Annotated in this window: 15 protein-coding genes; 6 read left to right on the plus strand and 9 right to left on the minus strand. The window is 72.6% G+C overall.

The features are described 5' to 3' along the window. Nucleotides 1-431 precede the first annotated feature (431 nt). Both ftsH and folE read left to right on the plus strand, forming a co-directional pair. Nucleotides 432-2,447 carry an ATP-dependent zinc metalloprotease FtsH gene (gene ftsH / locus GA0070607_RS14185; RefSeq protein WP_089018628.1) on the plus strand — a complete coding sequence of 672 codons (2,016 nt, stop codon included), beginning with the start codon at nt 432-434 and terminating at the stop codon, nt 2,445-2,447. Nucleotides 2,448-2,482: 35 nt separating this feature from the next. After that, entirely contained in the window at nt 2,483-3,148 is a 666-nt protein-coding gene (gene folE / locus GA0070607_RS14190) for a GTP cyclohydrolase I FolE (protein WP_089018629.1), read from the plus strand. A gap of 54 nt (nt 3,149-3,202) precedes the next feature. Here folE and GA0070607_RS14195 read toward each other — a convergent pair whose 3' ends face one another. Both GA0070607_RS14195 and GA0070607_RS14200 read right to left on the minus strand, forming a co-directional pair. Further along, entirely contained in the window at nt 3,203-3,913 is a 711-nt protein-coding gene (locus GA0070607_RS14195; protein WP_089018630.1) for a hypothetical protein, read from the minus strand. Between the two features lie 28 nt (nt 3,914-3,941). Further along, on the minus strand, nt 3,942-6,503 hold the full coding sequence (locus GA0070607_RS14200) for an FtsK/SpoIIIE domain-containing protein (protein ID WP_089018631.1): 2,562 nt from the start codon (nt 6,501-6,503) through the stop codon (nt 3,942-3,944). A 195-nt stretch (nt 6,504-6,698) separates the two neighbouring features. On the opposite strand from GA0070607_RS14200, the gene GA0070607_RS14205 reads away from it, so the two are divergent. Then, nucleotides 6,699-7,256 (plus strand): hypothetical protein, encoded by a 558-nt coding sequence (locus GA0070607_RS14205; RefSeq protein WP_089018632.1) that lies wholly within the window; start codon nt 6,699-6,701, stop codon nt 7,254-7,256. A gap of 3 nt (nt 7,257-7,259) precedes the next feature. Here GA0070607_RS14205 and GA0070607_RS14210 read toward each other — a convergent pair whose 3' ends face one another. The 7 genes from GA0070607_RS14210 to GA0070607_RS14240 form a co-directional block, all read right to left on the minus strand. Continuing rightward, nucleotides 7,260-7,859, minus strand: coding sequence for a hypothetical protein (locus GA0070607_RS14210; RefSeq protein ID WP_089018633.1), 600 nt, complete (start codon nt 7,857-7,859; stop codon nt 7,260-7,262). A 13-nt stretch (nt 7,860-7,872) separates the two neighbouring features. Continuing rightward, nucleotides 7,873-9,042, minus strand: coding sequence for a M23 family metallopeptidase (locus GA0070607_RS14215; RefSeq protein ID WP_089018634.1), 1,170 nt, complete (start codon nt 9,040-9,042; stop codon nt 7,873-7,875). Then, nucleotides 9,039-9,596 carry a hypothetical protein gene (locus GA0070607_RS14220; protein ID WP_089018635.1) on the minus strand — a complete coding sequence of 186 codons (558 nt, stop codon included), beginning with the start codon at nt 9,594-9,596 and terminating at the stop codon, nt 9,039-9,041. Before GA0070607_RS14220 ends, GA0070607_RS14215 begins: the two co-directional genes overlap by 4 nt. Continuing rightward, nucleotides 9,593-11,548: an MFS transporter gene (locus GA0070607_RS14225; protein WP_089018636.1), complete on the minus strand. Its 1,956-nt coding sequence runs from the start codon at nt 11,546-11,548 to the stop codon at nt 9,593-9,595. Before GA0070607_RS14225 ends, GA0070607_RS14220 begins: the two co-directional genes overlap by 4 nt. Before the next feature lies 1 nt (nt 11,549). After that, complete coding sequence (locus tag GA0070607_RS14230) at nt 11,550-14,933, minus strand: ATP-binding protein (protein WP_089018637.1); 3,384 nt, start codon at nt 14,931-14,933, stop codon at nt 11,550-11,552. A gap of 79 nt (nt 14,934-15,012) precedes the next feature. Further along, a complete protein-coding gene (locus GA0070607_RS14235) occupies nt 15,013-15,375 on the minus strand; it encodes a hypothetical protein (protein ID WP_007466101.1) in 363 nt (120 codons plus the stop codon). Nucleotides 15,376-15,387: 12 nt separating this feature from the next. After that, complete coding sequence (locus GA0070607_RS14240) at nt 15,388-15,702, minus strand: hypothetical protein (protein ID WP_089018638.1); 315 nt, start codon at nt 15,700-15,702, stop codon at nt 15,388-15,390. A gap of 356 nt (nt 15,703-16,058) precedes the next feature. On the opposite strand from GA0070607_RS14240, the gene folP reads away from it, so the two are divergent. The 3 genes from folP to folK are packed head-to-tail and all read left to right on the plus strand — an operon-like array spanning nt 16,059 to nt 17,820. Further along, nucleotides 16,059-16,934 (plus strand): dihydropteroate synthase, encoded by an 876-nt coding sequence (gene folP, locus GA0070607_RS14245; protein WP_089021850.1) that lies wholly within the window; start codon nt 16,059-16,061, stop codon nt 16,932-16,934. Further along, nucleotides 16,931-17,296, plus strand: a complete 366-nt coding sequence (gene folB, locus GA0070607_RS14250) for a dihydroneopterin aldolase (RefSeq protein WP_089018639.1) — start codon at nt 16,931-16,933, stop codon at nt 17,294-17,296. Before folP ends, folB begins: the two co-directional genes overlap by 4 nt. Then, nucleotides 17,293-17,820: a 2-amino-4-hydroxy-6-hydroxymethyldihydropteridine diphosphokinase gene (gene folK, locus GA0070607_RS14255; protein WP_089018640.1), complete on the plus strand. Its 528-nt coding sequence runs from the start codon at nt 17,293-17,295 to the stop codon at nt 17,818-17,820. Before folB ends, folK begins: the two co-directional genes overlap by 4 nt. The last annotated feature ends 18 nt before the right edge of the window (nt 17,821-17,838 follow it).

Consider the following 17,838-nt stretch of genomic DNA (forward strand, 5'->3'; position numbering starts at 1 on the left):
CAACTCGCATCGGTATCCGTCAAGCCGACGTTCAGCGCGCTCTCAGCTGTTCCGGCTACCGTGGAGCCCGGTGGCGCGGAGGTTACTCCGCGCCCGACCCCCTCGATCGCGTGACCGGGCGTTCGGGTGGTCGGGCCGGACTCTCCGCCACGCCGGCTTCTGCCCGGACCCGCCGTACGTTTCGGTGAGGGCTGGCGAGCCTGCCCACGGTGCGCGCCGTCGATGGCGAAGGTGTGCCGAGTGCGGGGCTCGCAAGCTCACTCCTCGCGTACACGGTGTACCGTCGAATGACCGCGGCGCGGCAGTTTTCGCGCTTCGGGGTCGAGGCCGGCCCGCACGGCGGCTCCGGCCGCCGCTCAACCGCGGCGACACCATCAGACGGTCAGGACGTCGATCAGGAGGATGCGGGCGCTCCGGCGCTCGACAACAGTATGGAACGTACGCGTTTCTTCCGCCGACCGGTGGTCTGGATCATCCTGGTCATCCTCGGCGCCGTTGTGCTCAGTCAGCTGTTCACCGCTGGTCCCAGCTACCACCGCGTGGACACTTCCGTTGCGCTCGACCAGCTCCACACCGCCAAGATCAATAAGGTCGTCTTCCAGGACAAGGAGCAGACGCTCCAGCTGGACCTGGCCCAGAAGACGAAGTTCGGCGAGACCACCACCAACAAGATCGAGGCCCAGTTCCCGTACCAGGTTGGGGACCAGGTCTGGAACGAGGTGCTGGATGCCAAGGCAAACAACCGGGTCACCGGCCCGGCCGACGCCAAGGTCTCGTCGGACAGCATCTGGGTGAGCCTGCTGGTCAACCTGCTGCCGATCGCGCTGCTCGTGCTCCTGCTGCTGTTCTTCATGTCGCAGATGCAGGGCGGCGGCTCCCGGGTGCTCAACTTCGGCAAGTCCAAGGCGAAGATGATCACCAAGGACACTCCGAAGACGACCTTCGCGGACGTCGCGGGTGCCGAGGAGGCCGTCGAGGAGCTGTACGAGATCAAGGACTTCCTGCAGAGCCCGGCGAAGTACCAGGCCCTGGGCGCCAAGATCCCGAAGGGCGTGCTGCTGTTCGGCCCGCCCGGCACCGGCAAGACCCTGCTGGCCCGCGCGGTCGCCGGCGAGGCCGGGGTGCCGTTCTACTCGATCTCCGGCTCCGACTTTGTCGAGATGTTCGTCGGTGTCGGCGCCAGCCGGGTCCGTGACCTGTTCGAGCAGGCCAAGACGAACGCTCCGGCGATCGTCTTCGTCGACGAGATCGACGCCGTCGGCCGGCACCGTGGCGCCGGCATGGGTGGCGGTCACGACGAACGCGAGCAGACGCTCAACCAGTTGCTCGTCGAGATGGACGGCTTCGACACCAAGGGCGGCGTGATCCTGATCGCGGCCACCAACCGGCCGGACATCCTCGACCCGGCGCTGCTGCGCCCGGGCCGGTTCGACCGGCAGATCCCGGTGGACGCCCCCGACATGGAGGGCCGCAAGGCCATCCTGCGGGTGCACGCCAAGGGCAAGCCGTTCACCCCCGACGTCGACCTCGACGCCGTGGCCCGGCGTACCCCTGGCTTCAGCGGCGCCGACCTGGCCAACGTGATCAACGAGTCGGCCCTGCTCACCGCCCGCAAGGAACAGCGGGCGATCAGCAACGACTCGCTCGAAGAGTCGATCGACCGGGTGATCGCCGGTCCGCAGCGGCGGACCCGGGTCATGAGCGACCAGGAAAAGAAGATCACCGCGTACCACGAGGGTGGGCACGCGCTGGTCGCCTGGGCGCTGCCGCACGCCGCGCCGGTGCACAAGGTGACGATCCTGTCCCGCGGCCGCTCGCTGGGCCACACCCTGGTGCTGCCCACCGAGGACAAGTACACCCAGACCCGCGCCGAGATGATCGACACCCTGGCGTACGCGCTGGGCGGTCGGGCCGCCGAGGAGCTGGTCTTCCACGAGCCGACCACCGGCGCCGGGAACGACATCGAGAAGGCCACCCAACTGGCCCGCGCGATGATCACCCAGTACGGCATGAGCTCCAAGCTCGGTGCGATCAAGTACGGCACCAGCGGCGACGAGCCGTTCCTCGGCCGCAACATGGGCCACGAGCGGGACTACTCGGACTCGGTGGCCGCCGAGATCGACGGCGAGATGCGGGCGTTGGTCGAGCTGGCGCACGACGAGGCCTGGGAGATCCTGGTGGAGTACCGGGACGTCCTGGACAACATCGTGCTCGAGCTGATGGAGAAGGAGACCCTCTCCACCGCCGACATGGCCCGGATCTGCGCGCGCGTGGTCAAGCGCCCGCCGCTGGCACCGTACAACGGTTTCGGCAAGCGCCAGCCGTCCACCGAGCCGCCCGTGCTCACCCCGGCCGAGAAGGACAAGCTGAAGGCGCAGGCCGAGGCCGACGGCGCGCAGGCGTCGGTCGGCGGTGCCTCGTCCAACAACTCGGACGGCACGCACTGAGCAGCGACCCGACGGCCAGCTCCCCGCACCGGGAGCTGGCCGTCTCCGCGACCGAGCCCGACGGCGACGACGGGCTGGACTACGTGGCCGCGCGGCTGATCAGCGGCAAGCTGACCGGCCGCCCGGTCGAGGACGCGATCGACCTGGGCCGGATCGAGAAGGCGGTCCGGGAGATCCTGATCGCGGTCGGCGAGGATCCGGACCGCGACGGGCTCCAGCAGACACCGGCCCGGGTCGCCCGGGCGTACGCCGAGCTCTTCGCCGGCCTGCGGGTCGACCCGGCCCAGGTGCTCAGCACCACCTTCGAGGCCAACCACGAAGAGCTGGTGATCGTCCGGGACATCGACGTCATGAGTCTCTGCGAGCACCACCTGCTGCCGTTCCGCGGCAGTGCCCACATCGGCTACATCCCCGGCCCGGACGGGCGGATCACCGGCCTGTCCAAGCTGGCCCGGCTGGTCGAGGTCTTCGCCCGCCGGCCGCAGGTGCAGGAGCGGCTCACCTCGCAGGTCGCCGACCTGCTGATGAGCAAACTCTCCCCGCGCGGCGTCGTCGTCGTACTCGAGTGCGAGCACATGTGCATGGCGATGCGCGGCATCCAGAAGTCGGGTGCCAAGACCATCACGTCGGCCGTGCGCGGCATCCTGCAGACGGACTCCAAGTCGCGGGCCGAGGCGATGGCGCTGATCATGCCCCGCTGACACCCGGACGCGTCACCGACCGGCCGACCCGCCTCGGGACGGCCGGTCGTTGCGTCAGCCGGCCAGTAGGGCCAGCAACAGGCCGGCCGTGACCAGCACCGCCGGGACCAGGCAGACCAGCGCGCCGAAGCGCACAGTGCGCTCGCCGGGCCCGGCGCGGAACACCCGCCCGACGCCCACCCAGCCGGCGACGAAGGCGACCGCCGGCATCGGCAGCCCGCAGATCAACGCCGCCACACTGGCCGGGCCCGCTCCGGTCGCCACGAACACCACGACCTGGACCAGCGGCACCAGCAGCGCCAGCGGCCCGTACACCAGGAGGTTGCGTCCCCGCGCCGGCCAGGATCCCGGGCGGAACCGATGACGCGGGGCCAACGCCGCGTCCGCCGCCTCGGCCCGCCCCCGCGCGGCCCGCAGCGCCGCCAGCACGGCTGCCGGGCCGCCCGCCATCGAGCGCGCCGCCTCGGTCAGCTCCGGCGGGGACGGCACCAGGGAGATCGCCGGTACGCCCAGCTCACGCAGCCGCTCCTGCTGGCTCGCCAGCCCGGTGCGGACCACCGTCAGCTCCTCCCGCGCGGCCTCCGCCGAGCGGGCCTGCTCGCCCGCGGCGGATGCCGCGCTGCGGCGTACCCCGTCCAGCTGACGGGCCGCGGCGAGATACTCCGACCAGGCCGTGGTCGGCTCCGCGCCCGCCGGCGCGACGTCCCCGCCCGGCTCGGCGGTCCGCTGCCGTCCCGGCCCGGTCACCGTCGCGTTCGCACCCATCCCGACACCCCCCGCGCGCACCGCCGGATCACCTGGCCTCGTCGGCGAACGGCACCAGGACCGTGCCCCGCTCGTCCGGCCCGTCCCAGAGCACCGCCCGGTCGGGACGGGCCCGCCACTCCACCGGCCGACCGAAGACCGCGGCGAGCTGCGCCGCCGGCACGTCGAGCACAGCCACGGCCGCGAGCTTGTCCACCTCGCCGTCCGGCTCCAGCAACGCGGCGAACGGCGGCACGGCCCGCCACCAGCCCAGCAGATGCCGGCCCGACGGCGGCCCGTCCCGCAGCAGCGCGCGCAGCCGGTCCACCGGCAGCTCGCGGGGGCCCGGCCGGTCCAGGCCGAAGACGACCAGGTAGGTCGGCAGCTCGGCGTCCGCGTCCGCGAGCAGCGTCGGCAGGTCCACCATGGTCGCCGAATGGCGGACGGCCAGCTCGGCAGTCAACGCCTCGGCCAGTGGCCGGGAACCCGGGTCCGGAGCTGCCACCAGGAACCGGGCGGTACCCGGTGCGTGGTGGTCCGCCGTGCTCCGCGCCGCCGTCGCCACCAGCCCGCCCGCAGCCGGGCCGGATCCCAGCACCGCGAGGTTGCGCCCCGCCGCCGGCCCGAGCGGTACGGCGACCGTCGAGCGGGCCACGTCCACCGCCCTGCCGAGCAGAGCCGCAGGCCCGTGCGCCTGGCCGGCCAAGGCCGCCCGGTGTCGCGGGTCGTTGCCGAGCAACGGACGGGCGTACCCGGCGAACACCACCGGCGGCACCGACCCGGCCGGCCGTGCCGTCCACAGCTCGTGCCGCAGCCGATCCACCACCTCCGGGTGGTCCTGCGGATCGGGGTGGCGGATCAACCGTTCGTGACCTCGGATAGCGCCCCGGGGGCCGCCGAGCCCGCCTGCGGTGTTCACCACCGCGCTGCCCACCGGCAGGCCGGCGGCCGAGTCGTTTGTCGGTTCCAGCACCGGACCGCCGCCCGGCAGCGCCACCCGCACCGGGAACTGGCCGAGCACCGAATCCCGGTGCCCGGTGTCCGCCCGGCCGCTGAGGCCCAGCTCGCCCGCGCCGGCCAGCACCAGGTGTACGCCGTACGCCCGGCCGGCGCGGGCCAGCCCGTCCAGCTGGGCCGCCACCTCCGCGGCCAGCCGGTCCCGCTCGGCGAAGATCAGCGGCAGATTGTCCAGTACGCACACGATCCGGGGCAGCGCTCGGTGCTGGCGCAGCTCCGCGAAGCGTTGCCCACCGGCGCGCCCGCCGGCCTCGGCCCGGCGCTGCACCTCGACCGTCAACTGATCCAGCAGGTCGCGGACGTACTCCCGATCGGCGGCCATCGCCGCCGCCCGCACCTGCGGAATCCAGGACCGGTCCCGCTCGGTCTGGAGGAACTCCACGAAGGACTCGCCGTCGCCCAGATCCACCAGGTAGAGCGACAGCTCGTCCGGGCCGTACCGGGCGGCGAGGCCGAGCAGCGCCGTGGTCAGGAACGCCGAGCGACCCGCACCGGACCGGCCACTGACCAGCCAGTGCGGGGTCAGCTCGGTGAAGCCCAGCGGGACCGGGCGGCCCCCGGCGTCACCGACCGTGGTGGTCAACCCGTCCACCGAATCCGACTCCCACAGCCCCGCACCCGTCGCCGGCAGCAGATCTGCCAGGGCCAACCGGGAACCCGCCTCCACCTGCGCGGCGAGCCGCCGGCAGACCGCGTCGACCAGATCGGCCGGCGGGTCCGCCTCCACGAAGACCGGCGAGTTCAACCCGCCCGGCGGATCGGCGCCGGGGCTGGCGAAGGACGTCCCCGGCGGATCACCGAGCAGCGCGTACGCGTTGCGAAGCACCAGCGGGGTGGCGCGCGGCAGTGGCCCCCGGGCCGCGTACGGGCCGGCGGGCGGCCAGCCGGCCACCACCAGGTGCAGCCCGGCCGCCGGCCCCTGCTCGGCCAACGCCTCGATCCGTGCCAGGTCGGTCGGCCCGGTCAGCTCCGGCAGCGCGGCGACCACCAGCAGCAGCGTCCGGTCATGCCGGCGTCGCCCACTCGCCCCCGGCGTGACCCACTGCTCCGCCTCGGTCAACACCGCGCGCAGACCCGCCACATCCACCGCTGGCGGCGGCAACAAACCAGCATCAGCCAGCGCCCCGAACGGGGTGAGCACGCCCCCCGTGGCGTCCACCGCGCGCACCAGCAGGGCACCCGCCGGTGCCGCCGCCAGCGACCGCAGCAGCACAGCCCGAAGCAACCCGGCCACCCGCGGTTCCCGCGCGTCGGTGTCCACGCTCAGGTGCCCGGTGCCGACCAGCGGCACCAGCGCGGGAAAGCGGGCATCGTCCAGCGGCGCCGCGGTGCCGACCCGCACGAAGGGCGGCGGGCCGTCTCCGGCCGGCGAGTCCACGGTCAGCGAGTCCAGGGCGGCACCCGACCATCCCGGGGCCAGCCGCGCGGCCACCGCCCGCAGCCGGTCGGCCACCTCGTACTGGCGGCGCTGATCGGCAGGGGCCGGTCGGGTCTCGTCGAGAATGCCAGCCGCGGCGGTTGCGACGGCCGCAGCCCGCCGGTGCAGAGCTGCGGCGCGGTTCGTGCGTGCCTTCGGACCGGCCACCGCGTCCACCCCCTCTGCCCGAGGTTGGCAACCCCTCCCTGAGCAGAGACGGTATCCCAGCCGGGGCTCCTCCTCCGGGAGGTGCCGCGGCGGTGCGCCGGTGTTGTCGGGGATGTCACCGGTGGGGAGGGGTCCGTCACGATCCGCTGGATCTGAGGCATTGGCTCGGGAGCGTCCAGCCGTTAGCTTCAGGGGGTGGAATCAGTGCAGCCCCCCGCCGGTTCCCAGGTCTCCCGCGTACCGGCCCAGCGGACGCCGTCCGAGCAGCTGCCGCCGGCCCCGGCCGCGCCAGCGCCGCAGCGGCCCCGTCGCCGGGCGCGGACCGTGCTCACCGTGGTCGCCGGAGTGCTCGCCCTGCTCTGCCTGGGCGCGGTGGCCACCGCCTATGTGTTGTACGGCCGCGCGTCCACCCCGGACCGCAGCGCGCCCGACGTGGTCGTGGACAACTACCTGCGCGCGTTCCTCGTGGATCGCAACGATGCGAGGGCAGACGCGTTCACCTGTAAGGCTGGCGGCCAGCTGGAGCCGCTTCGTTTGCTGCGATCCGACCTAATCGAACGTGAAGAACGTTTTGACGTCACCATCTCGGTCAGTTGGGGGAGCCTTGCCGTGCAGAAACAGGGCGAGATCGCTGCCGTTCAAGTCACGTTGATCATTTCCGCGTTCGTCGACGGGATCAATCAGAGCGATCGACAGTCCTGGCAGTTCGACACCCGGCACGACGATGGTTGGCGGGTCTGCGGCGGCACACGAGCCGGCTGACCGTCACTCGATCCACAGCAGATGGACCGGCACCTCCAGAGTGGTGGGTGACTGGCCGCGCCAGGCCCAGCGGTACCACTCCACCTCGGGCGTGATCCGGACGCAGATGTCTCCCTCGGCACCCGAGTAGGTCTCGGTTACCGCCCGGAGGTCGCGGTGCTCCAGGCCGCCCTCGATGTGCACCACGCGGCGCCCGGTGACGGCATCCGCCTCGAAGACCGGCGTGGGGGACCGGTGGGCCGGGCCGTCCAGTGAGACCAGCCGGATCCCGCTGACCCGGCTGTCGGCCGGCTCGGGCCGGTCGCCGACCGCCTCCACCCAGACCCGATCGACCGGCACCAGCGGCGCGAACACCTCGACCTGGTCGGCCTCGGCCCGGTACCACTCGTGCTCGGGGATCACCGGCACATAGGTCCGGGCGCCCTGCACCACCCGGTCGTCCGCCCGCAGGTCGCCCCGCCAGCCCAGCCCCGGCAGCCCGACCAGCACGCGCCGCCCACGCAGCTCCACGCGCTCGGTGGCCGGCACGATCGCCAGCGGTCGGGGTGGCCGGGGCGCCCAGTCGGGCTGGTCCGCGAACGGGTCCGGCAGAGGTCCGGTCATGCCCGTCGTGGCCTCACTCCGCGCTACGCAGCGGGGCGCCCCGCTCGCGCATGAACGGTATCGGATCGATGGCGCCACGGCTGGTGCGGTCGTTGCGCAGGTGGACCTCGAAGTGCAGGTGCGGGCCGGACGAGTTGCCGCTGCTGCCGACCTGCCCGATAACCTCGCCGGCCGGCACGATCTGATCGGGTGACACCCGGGGACGGACCACCATGTGGCAGTACCGGGTGATGTAACCCCCGGCATGCAGCAGGTCGACGAACCAGCCGCAGCCGCCCTTGCCGGGGTGCCCGTCCACGTCGCAGTCCTTTCGGCCGCGGTCGTCCGGGTCGCAGCGGGCGACCAGCACCCGGCCCGCGGCGGCGGCGCGTATCTCGGTGCCCTTGGCCGTCCCGATGTCGACCCCGTTGTGGCTGGGTCGGCTGCTGGTGCGGAAGCCGGAGCCGACCTCGCCCGGGATCGGAGCGGTCCAGCCGGAGGCGGCGATCTGGCCGCGCTCGGCCGCGTTGCACACCGCCTTGCCGTTGATCTCGATCGTGCGCGCCGCGCCGCCGGCCAGCGCGTCGACGACCTGGCTGGCCAGCTCCTCGTGCTTGGCGTAGGCGTCCGGATAGGCGCTGACCTGGACCTGCTGCGCCACCACCGTCAGCGGCCGGCGCTGCCAGCTCCGCACCTTGACCAGCTTCTCGTAGAACTTGCGGGCGGTGTATGCGGGGGTCATCCGCTCGGTGACGCTGCCCCATCCCGGCCGCTGTTGGAACAGGCCCAGCGAGTCGTGGTCGGCGCCGACGCCCTCATGCGGCAGGGCCAGTGACGCCGGAACGCCACTGTTCGCCAGGTTGCGCAGTGCGGACTCCTGCATCGCGGTGGCCAGGGCGATCACCCAGCCCCGTGACGGCACCCCCAGGTCCTGGCCGACCTTGATGATGATGGCGGCGTTGCGGATCTGCGCATCGCCGTACTCGGTGAACCGCGGCAGCTCGCCGGCGATGTCCACCGGGCGGATTGGGCCGCAGCCCCACCCGGCGAGGCTGTCCCCGTCCTCCGCATCGCCGCCGAGTCCACTGAGAAAGAACGCCGCCGTCCCCCCGGCGCAGCAGAGCAGGAGCAGCACCCCGGTGAGCACTGTGGCGATCACACCGACCCGTACCGGTCGGCGGAGGACGCGGCTGCCGGCGTTCACTGTCGCTCCCAATCCACCACGTCGACCAGCCAGCCGCCATCCGCCGCGAGCAACTCCAACCGCAGCCGGCCGGTGTCGAGGGGCAGTAGCACCTCGACGAACGTGTCGCTGCGCGACCGCACCGCCGGTGGCCCGGTCACCTCCTCGGCCGGGACCCCGCCGGGATCGACGCCGGTCAGCTTCTCGGTCAACGCCGCCGTGGACAACGGACGCAGGCCGGCCTGCCACTGTTCGGCAGTCATCCCCGGACGGCCGAGCCAGGCGCTGGTGAACTGGTCGGCGGTCTGTTCGGGCGTACGGTCGCCCGGCCGGGTCACCGGTGACGGTGGAGCCTCGGTGGAGATCGCACCATCGTCGCCGGCTGTCGGGTCCACGGTGGTGATCGGCCGATCCGGCCGCGTGCTCAACCCGTCCGCCGGGTCGGCCGGACCGGAGACCAGCCGGGCCGCCCCGAGCACCCCGAAGACGATCACCGCGATCACCAGCGCCACCCCCAGCCGGGATCGCAGAAGCCGCGTGAACAGGAACTCAAGAGCGCGTCGCATCGCCATCACCGCGCCTCTGAGCGCACCCGCGGTCCGGTGCGGTCCGGCGCACGCTCGGCCGAGCCTGGTCGGTAGACCACGAACGCCGGGTTCTCGGCTGGCACGTCCGGCTCGGTCCAGGTCGCTGGCTGCCTGCGACGGGGTTGGGGTGCGACCGGCCGGCCGCGGCCACCGGACCCCTCGTGCGAAGCGTCGTCCGCGCGTTCCCGACCGTCCGGGCGCCCGGCGTCGGGACGCCGGCCGTCGACCGGGGCCGTCGGCGCCAGGACCGGGTCTTCCCGCCGCGCCTCCGGGCGCAGCGTGGTTTGCTCCGCAACGGGTGAGCGACGGCGGCCGCCCACCGGCTCGGCCGTGCCGCCCGGTTCCGCCACGTCCAGCCGCGCCGCGGTCCGCATGTCCCGGAAGAACCGACGGTGCCAGGAACCGGCCGAACTGACCGCCTCGCTGTTGTCCTTGCCGCCGAGTTGGGTGATGCGCCGGTAGGGCCGCAGCAGCAGCCAACCGACCACCCCGCAGAGCCAGACCAGCACCACCTGGAGCCAGCCCGGCAGGGTTGGCGTGCTCATGATCAGGTCAACCGCGAACAGGTAGATCGCTGCCCCGGTGCCGAAGATGGCGATGTTGAAGACCGCGGCCACCACGGCGTTCGCGAGCCGCCGCAGCCCGGCGCTCGCCGGACGGAGCAGACCGACGGTACCCAGGATCGGTGCGGCGATCACCGCCCACCGGAAGATGAGGAAGCCCAGCAGGACCAGCAATGACGCGGTCAGATCGAACATGGCGAACAGCACCGACGCCAGCACCGCGATGAACCCGGCACCCACCCGATCCATGTCCCGCACACCCTGGAGGTACTCGTACGCCTCCGGGTCCTCGTCCTGAATCTGTTGGGCAACTCGCGCCCACTGCTGCTGCTTGGCCTTGATCGTTGCCTCTCGGGTGGCCGGGTTGGCGCGCAGCTTCTCAGCCTCGTCCCAGGAGAGTGACTTGGCGTCGTAGAGCGCGGGGCCGTACTTCCGAGCGGTTTCACTGTCGGCCGAGCCGAGCACACCCCGTAGCCAGTTCCGGTAGAGCATTGCCTCAGTGGCGGTGTCACTGGCCCGCACGGCGGGCGGTCGCTTGTCGACACAGGCATCTGGATTGGGAACGGCACAACGGTCCGCCGGGGTGTCCCGGGCCGCGGGACCCACGGCGTCGTGCACCACGCCCAGTGTGGTGACCAACGTGCCGTCCGCGATGTTCGCCGATTTGACGGGCCAGGCGGCAAGCGCGGTCACCGCAACCATCACCAAGAGCGCCCAGCCTGCAGTGGTCATGGCGTTGCTCATGTCCGACTGGCGGGAGCGCCAGAGTAGGTACAGCCCCACGACGCAGAGCGTGACGATGCCGAAGACGCTGAACACCTTCTGATAGACGGCCTTGGTCGCCTGCTCAACCAGCGGATCGGCCCAGCCCCACATCGAACGGGGGTCCCAGGCTCGCTCACGCAGTGCATTCGAGGCACCGACAATCGCGGTCGCGATCATGAACTCGCCGTTCGCCACAGTGGTGGTGAACTTGTAGTCCGGATGCAGGACCGACGACGCGCATCCGCCCGGGATGTCGTACGTCGGATAGCTGTAGCCGGCGTAGCCGTAGTCGCTGTAGAGGCCCTTCGGCCCGAGCTGCTTGGCGGAGTCCGGCCGGCCGGCGAACCAGCCGGCGAGCCCCGAATCGGGCGTGCCCGGGGTCGGTGCGTTTCGGCAGGTGACCTCGTCCTCGCTGACCTCCTTGAGTTTCGCCACGCAGGCCCGGAAGTCGGCCTGCCACTCCGGGGTCGTGCAGAGGTCGGCGCGGGCCTGGGCGGCGGGCGGGGTGGCGGCAGCCGCCTCCGCACCGATCAGCGGCCAGGTGAGGGAGGCCCCGGCCAGTACGCCGAGGGCGAGCAGGAACGCCGCGATCCGCGCCCGGGCCCTCGCCATGTCACGCCTCCAGATCCGGCAGGGGGATGCTCGGCAGCACTCCGGCCGCCGCGGCGATCGCGGCGGGCGTCGTGTCGAGGTGGTCAAGCAGCCCTTCGACGTACGAGACGTCGACGCGAACCTTCTGCACCCGCCCGTCGACGTCGCGCATCACGAACTCGCGGAAGCCGAGGCGGTTGGCCGAGCTGGTGTCGGCGGCGGAGAGCGAGGCCAGGGTGGCCTCGTATCCGTCGTTGACGGGCACCCGCAGCAGTCGCAGCGCTTCGGAGGCGATCTCGGCGTCCTCGGCGATCCTTCCGACGAAGACGGTGGAGACGAGGTTCTGCACGTCGAGGCCGAGGATGTCGCGCGGGTTCTGGGAGGCGACGAGCGCGGCGAGGTTCCACTTGCGGGAGTCCCGGGCGAGCCGGACGAGGAACGACCGCCCGGACCGCCAGCCCTCCATGAAGTGCGCCTCGTCCAGGCCGACGAGCTTGCGCGACGACATCGACCCGCCGTAGCAGCGGCGGACGGCGAGCCGGTGCGCGGTGTGCAGCATCGGCAGGGCGAGTGCCTCCTCGGCGGACCAGTACTCCCGTTCGATCTTGAGGTCGGGCAGCCGCAACCCGGCCATGGTGATCACCGTGAGCGCCGCGTCGGCGCCGAGCAGCCCTTCCGGCGGCCGGCCGAAGAAGAGCATGGCCAGTGGCATCTCGGCGGTGTCGAGCAGGAGGTTGGCCAGCTCCTTTCCGGCGTCGTCGTCGAGTTGCCCGAGGCAGCTCACCACGTCGTCCAGGGTGGACGTCTCCTCGGCGGGAACCTGACGGACCGCGTGCCGGAACAGGGTGGCGGTGGACGCCTCGCGAGCCACCTGCGGTGGCACCAGCATCATGCAGATGTCCTGGACCAGCATCCGACGCTCGGCCCGGGCGTTGGAGACCGCGATCTCGAACTCACGGTCACCGGAGGCGCCGGCGCCGAACTCACTGCGCAGCGGCGTTGGGATCAGCGAGTAGGGCGCCAGGGTGCCGTGCTCCGAGCCGGTCAGGTTCAGCACCCGGGAGTACGGCCGCAGCTCCGGCATGGCGCAGAGCCGGGCCAGCGGCCCGGACGGGTCGAGCAGGGTCACCTGGACGCCGCGCCGTGCGGCCAGGTAGCCCAGCGCGCCGAGCAGGGTCGACTTGCCACCGCCCGGCTCGGCCACGAAGACCGCGAGCCCGGAGCGTTCCCGTACCTCCATGGGGAAGTGCAGGTCGAGGAAGACCGGGCGGCGGCAGGTGCCGGCGGTCCGGCCGATCAGGTCGCCCCGTCGGTCGCCGACGTTGGAGGCGGCCTGGGGGAGCGCGGCGGCGAGCAGCGGGACCGGCATCCGACGGACGTAGCCGGTGTTGGCGATCGGCTCGCCGGGGATGAACTCGCGGGCCAGCCAGTCCTGGTTCTTCGGGTGCTGGAGCGAGACGCGCAGCTCCCGGGAGTAGAGCTGGATGAGCCGGCGGGCCCGTTCCAGGCACTCTTCCCGGGTCCGGCCGCCGACTGCGATCCGGTGCCAGCCGTGGGCGCGGGCCGAGTCGACCGGCAGCCCGGTGGTCATCTCGTCACCGATCACCAGCGCGCGCTTGGCCAGCCGCTCCAACTCGGGCGGCGCGTCGATGCCGTGCTCGGCGTAGTCGAGCTGCTGTGAGCGGATCATCCGCAGCCGGTGTTCGAGATTGCGGAACGAGTCGCCGGAGCCGAGGATGTCGACCCGGGTGGAGATCTCCATCGGCCAGGGAAGCCGCTCGTGGAAGTGCAGCCACGGCTCGTGCCGTTCCGGGATCTCCAGTGGCTCCATCCGGCCGACGGCGAGCACGGCGACGTGCCGTTCCTCGCCGGTCATGCGGTTGACCAGCTTCACCGTCGAGCCGTACGGGGTGCGGTAGCGCTCGACCTGCTCGGTCAGGGCGAGCAGGTCACCGCGCTCCCAGCGACCGTTGGTCACCGGGGAGAGCGTGCCCGGAGGTGCCATGCACAGCGCCACCGAGCGGTAGAGCAACCACTCCAGCTCCTGGGCGGTGACCCTGCGGCCGCGCATGCCGAACGCGCCGAGCACCTCGTCGAACTGCTCCACTGTGCGGCCCAGCTTGCGGCGTTCGCCTTCGGCGGTGCCCCGCCCGAAGGTGCGCAGCAACCGCTCGGTGAGCGAGTCACCGAGCGACCGGCGGGCGAAGGTGACGCCCAGGTAGGTCTGCCCCTCGGCGTGGTTGACCGCCATCAGGTGCCGCTGGGCGGCGACCAGGTGGTCGGCCCAGCCGGTGGTGCCGGGCACGTCGGGCAGCGGCGCCGGGGTGTGCGCGTCGATGGTGCGGGCCCACTCGTCAGCGGGGAACGGCCGGGTGGTGCGGCGCAGGTGCAGCCGGAAGCCGGCCAGGCCGGCGTACTGCTCGGAGATCGCCGACAGCAACGCCTCGCGTTCGGCGTCGGGGCGGAAGGCCCAGCGCACCTCGGGCAGCCAGTACCAGGCGGTGACCGTGTTCGGGGTGAAGGTCAGGTGGCCGGCGATCTCGGTGATGGCCAGCTCGACGGACGGGTCCCGGTCCCCAAACTTGATCTTCGGGGCGCGGACCCGGACCGGCCGGGTCGGCCGGTCCTGTCGGCTCACGGCCTTCTGTCGGGGCGTGGCTATCTCCCGCCCGGTCGGCTCCGCGCCGCCCGGTCCCGACCGCGCCGTGCCGGTGGCGCGGCGCGGCGCGCGTTCCAGGGCCGGCCGGTCCGTCGGGCCGGCGCTGGACGGTCCCGCCGCCGGTGCTGCCGGTCGGCTGGGCGGCGCGGCACCGGGCGGTCGGGTCGTCGCGCCGGTGGTCGACGACGCCGGCGCACCCCCGCCGGTCGGCTCGGTCTCGCCTGGTGGCCGGAGCATCGGCAGCCGGTCGCCGGCCTGGTGCGGCACCCGGGACTCGCCGGCAGGACTGCCGCCGCGGCGCCGCGGCTCCACCGGCCGCCCACTGCTGGTGGCCGCGTCGTCGGGGGCCCAGGGCGGTTCCAGGTCGGCGGCCCGGTCCGGCGCCCGGTGGGCCGACTCGGCGGCGGGCGGCTGCTGCGGGATCGCCGGCTGCTCCCGGGGCGCCGGGGCGGCCGGCACGGCACGCGTCGCGCCCGGCCGGGACGCGCCGAAGAGATCCAGGAACGGGGAGTCGATGTCGGCGTTCTCGCCGGCCGACACCGTGCTCGGCTCGGCGGGCGGCGGTCGGCGGGGCACTGGTCGGGGGGCCTGGAAGACGCCGACCGCACCGTGCCCGGGCGAGGTCACCAGCGCGGGATCGAGCGCCACCTCGTCCTCGGAGTCGGTGTAGTCAATTGACTGCGCACGGTGACCGGTCGGCGCGGCCGGACGGCCGGCCGGGGTACCCGGCGTGGAAGAGCGACTCATGCGACCGCCTCGCTCGCGCCGGGGTCTACCGACAGCCTCTTGCCCGCGTCGTGCGATGGACCGGTCGGCGTACACCCGGTCATGCCAGCTCCTCCCGGATCCTGATCCGGCTACCGACCAGGCGCGGGTCGCGCTGCTCGATCGCCGGCTCCCGGGTGCGTCGCCAGTCGGTCAGCGCGGTGCGGATGACCACCCGCGCAGGCCGGTCCGGGTCGACGTGCCGGAAGATGAACGACGTGGTCACGATGGCGAGCGCGATCTCCCAGGCCGGGAAGAGCTCGACCGTCAACGTGAACAGCCAGTGGATGAACATGTAGAGGGGGACGAGCAGCATGAAGAGCCCGTACTGGGCGTACGGCAGGTGGACCGGAAGGGTGTAGCCGGGCGGCCCGAGGTAGACCAGGCGGGCCCGGTAGATGTCGTCGTCGGTGCGCAGCCGCATCTGGGAACGCGCCTATTCGAAGATCAGGTCGATCAGGTAATCGCCGACGAAGAAGAGTGTGGCCGCGCCGGCGATGAAGGCCAGCCCGACGATCGCGATCGCGGAGCTGGTCAGCACCTTGGAGATCTCGCCCCGGCTGGCCCGCCCGATGAAGATGACGCCCAGGACGGCGAGCAGGATTGGCGCGATCTTGCTGGCGAAGAAGGTGACAACACTGTTGGTGTCGATCCCCTTCGGTGCCGGCTCGGCGAGCGGAGCTGACGCCAGGGTGGAGAGCGCGTGGGCGACGCTGGACGACGCCGTCTCCATGAGCTCGAAGGCGATCACTGGAACCTCCCCATATCGCGGCCGGCGATGCCGCGGCGGTGCAATAGGCAAGCCTGGCGGGAAATGTGCTCGCAGGGCGCAGCCTTCTCGACCCTGTGTTCGTTACTCACCACGGAGAGTGGCGAGCTTTGGGCGGTTTTTCCCCGCTTCGGCCCTCCCTCCAGGCTTCGCCATCTCGATGCTGGCCAATTCCAAAGCGTACGGGCCGGCCCGGATTGCGACAAGCCGCGAAGGGACTGCCCGATACTGCCCGGACGACCGATCGTACACCTGTTCCAATGCGCACGTCAGGGATGGTGTGTCGGGGGCGGACCCGGGTCGGCCGGGCCGACCGCCACGACCGGTACCGTCTAGTCGTGACCGATCTGGTGCGGGCCCCGGGCCCGGTGGTGATGGGCGTCCTCAACGTCACGCCGGACTCCTTCTCCGACGGCGGACGGTACGCCGACCTGGGCTCAGCCGTCGGACACGGCGTCCGTCTGCGTGCCGCGGGGGCGCACCTGGTCGACGTCGGCGGTGAGTCGACCCGCCCGGGTGCCGAAAGGATCGACGCGGCGACCGAGGCCGACCGCGTGCTGCCGGTCATCCGCGAGCTGACCGCCGCCGGAGTGCCGGTCAGCATCGACACCAGCCGCGCCCGGGTGGCCGAGGCGGCCCTGGGCGCGGGCGCGGTCGTCGTCAACGACGTCTCCGGCGGGCTGGCCGACCCGGACATGGCCCGGGTGGTCCGCGACGCCGGCTGCCCGTGGGTGCTGATGCACTGGCGTGGCCACTCACGGGAGATGCGCGAGCTGGCCAGCTACACCGACGTGGTGGCGGACGTCCGGGCCGAGCTGGCCCAGCGGATCGACGCGGCGCTGGCCGCCGGAGTGGCCGCCGACCGCATCGTCGTCGACCCCGGCCTCGGGTTCGCCAAGACGGCCGCGCACAACTGGGAGTTGAGCGCCCGCCTGCCGGAGCTGCTCGACCTCGGGTACCCGCTGCTCTTCGGCGCCAGCCGCAAGTCCTACCTCGGCCGACTGCTCGCCGGCCCGGACGGGACGCCGCGACCCACGGCGCAGCGGGAGGCGGCCACCGTCGCCACCAGTGTGCTGGCCGTCGCGGCCGGCGCCTGGGGGGTACGCGTGCACGACGTCCAGGCCACCGCCGACGCGCTCGCCGTCTGGGTCGCCACCGGCAGCCCGCGTCTGGTCCCCGCCCGTGCCGGCGACGAGCGAGAGGTGCAGCGATGACCGACCGGATCCAGCTGACCGGCCTGCGGGCCCGGGGCCGGCACGGGGTGTACGACTTCGAACGGGTCCAGGGGCAGGACTTCGTCGTCGACGCCGTGCTGGAACTGGACCTCGCCCCGGCCGCCGCCAGCGACGACGTCACCGCCACCGTCCACTACGGTGAGCTGGCCGAACAGCTGGTCGCGGTGGTGACCGGCGAGCCGGTCAACCTGATCGAGACCCTCGCCGACCGGCTGCTCACGGTCTGCCTGGCCGACGAGCGGGTCACCAGCGCCACCATCACCGTGCACAAGCCGGAGGCGCCGGTGCCGCACACGTTCACCGACGTGGCCGTCACCATGACCCGGGCGCGTGCCCGGTGACCCGTGCGGTGCTCTCGCTCGGCAGCAACCTGGGCGACCGGCTGGGTCACCTGCGTACGGCCGTCGCCACGCTCGGCGACAGCGTGCTGGTGCTCTCCGGCGTGTACGAGACTCCACCGTGGGGCGACGCCGATCAGCCCGCGTACCTCAACGCGGCGCTGCTGGCCCAGGACGACGCCGCCACCCCTCGCGACTGGCTGGAGCGGGCGCGGGCCGCGGAGCGCGCGGCCGGCCGGGCACGTGACCCGCAGCGGCGGTTCGGGCCGCGCACCCTCGACGTGGACGTGATCGCGGTCTGGGGCGACGACGACGAGCCGGTGCTCAGCGACGACCCCGAGCTGACCCTGCCGCACCCCCGGGCGCACCTGCGCGCCTTCGTGCTGCGACCGTGGATCGACATCCAGCCGTACGGGCGGCTGCCCGGTCACGGCTGGTTGACCGACCTGCTCACCGCCGGCCCGGCCGCCGACGACGCGCTGGATCTGCGCCCCCGGCCGGAACTGGCGTTAGAGTCGACGGCATGACCGAGCGGAGCCGGCCGG

Source organism: Micromonospora coriariae (assembly GCF_900091455.1).
Classification (GTDB): Bacteria; Actinomycetota; Actinomycetes; order Mycobacteriales; family Micromonosporaceae; genus Micromonospora; species Micromonospora coriariae.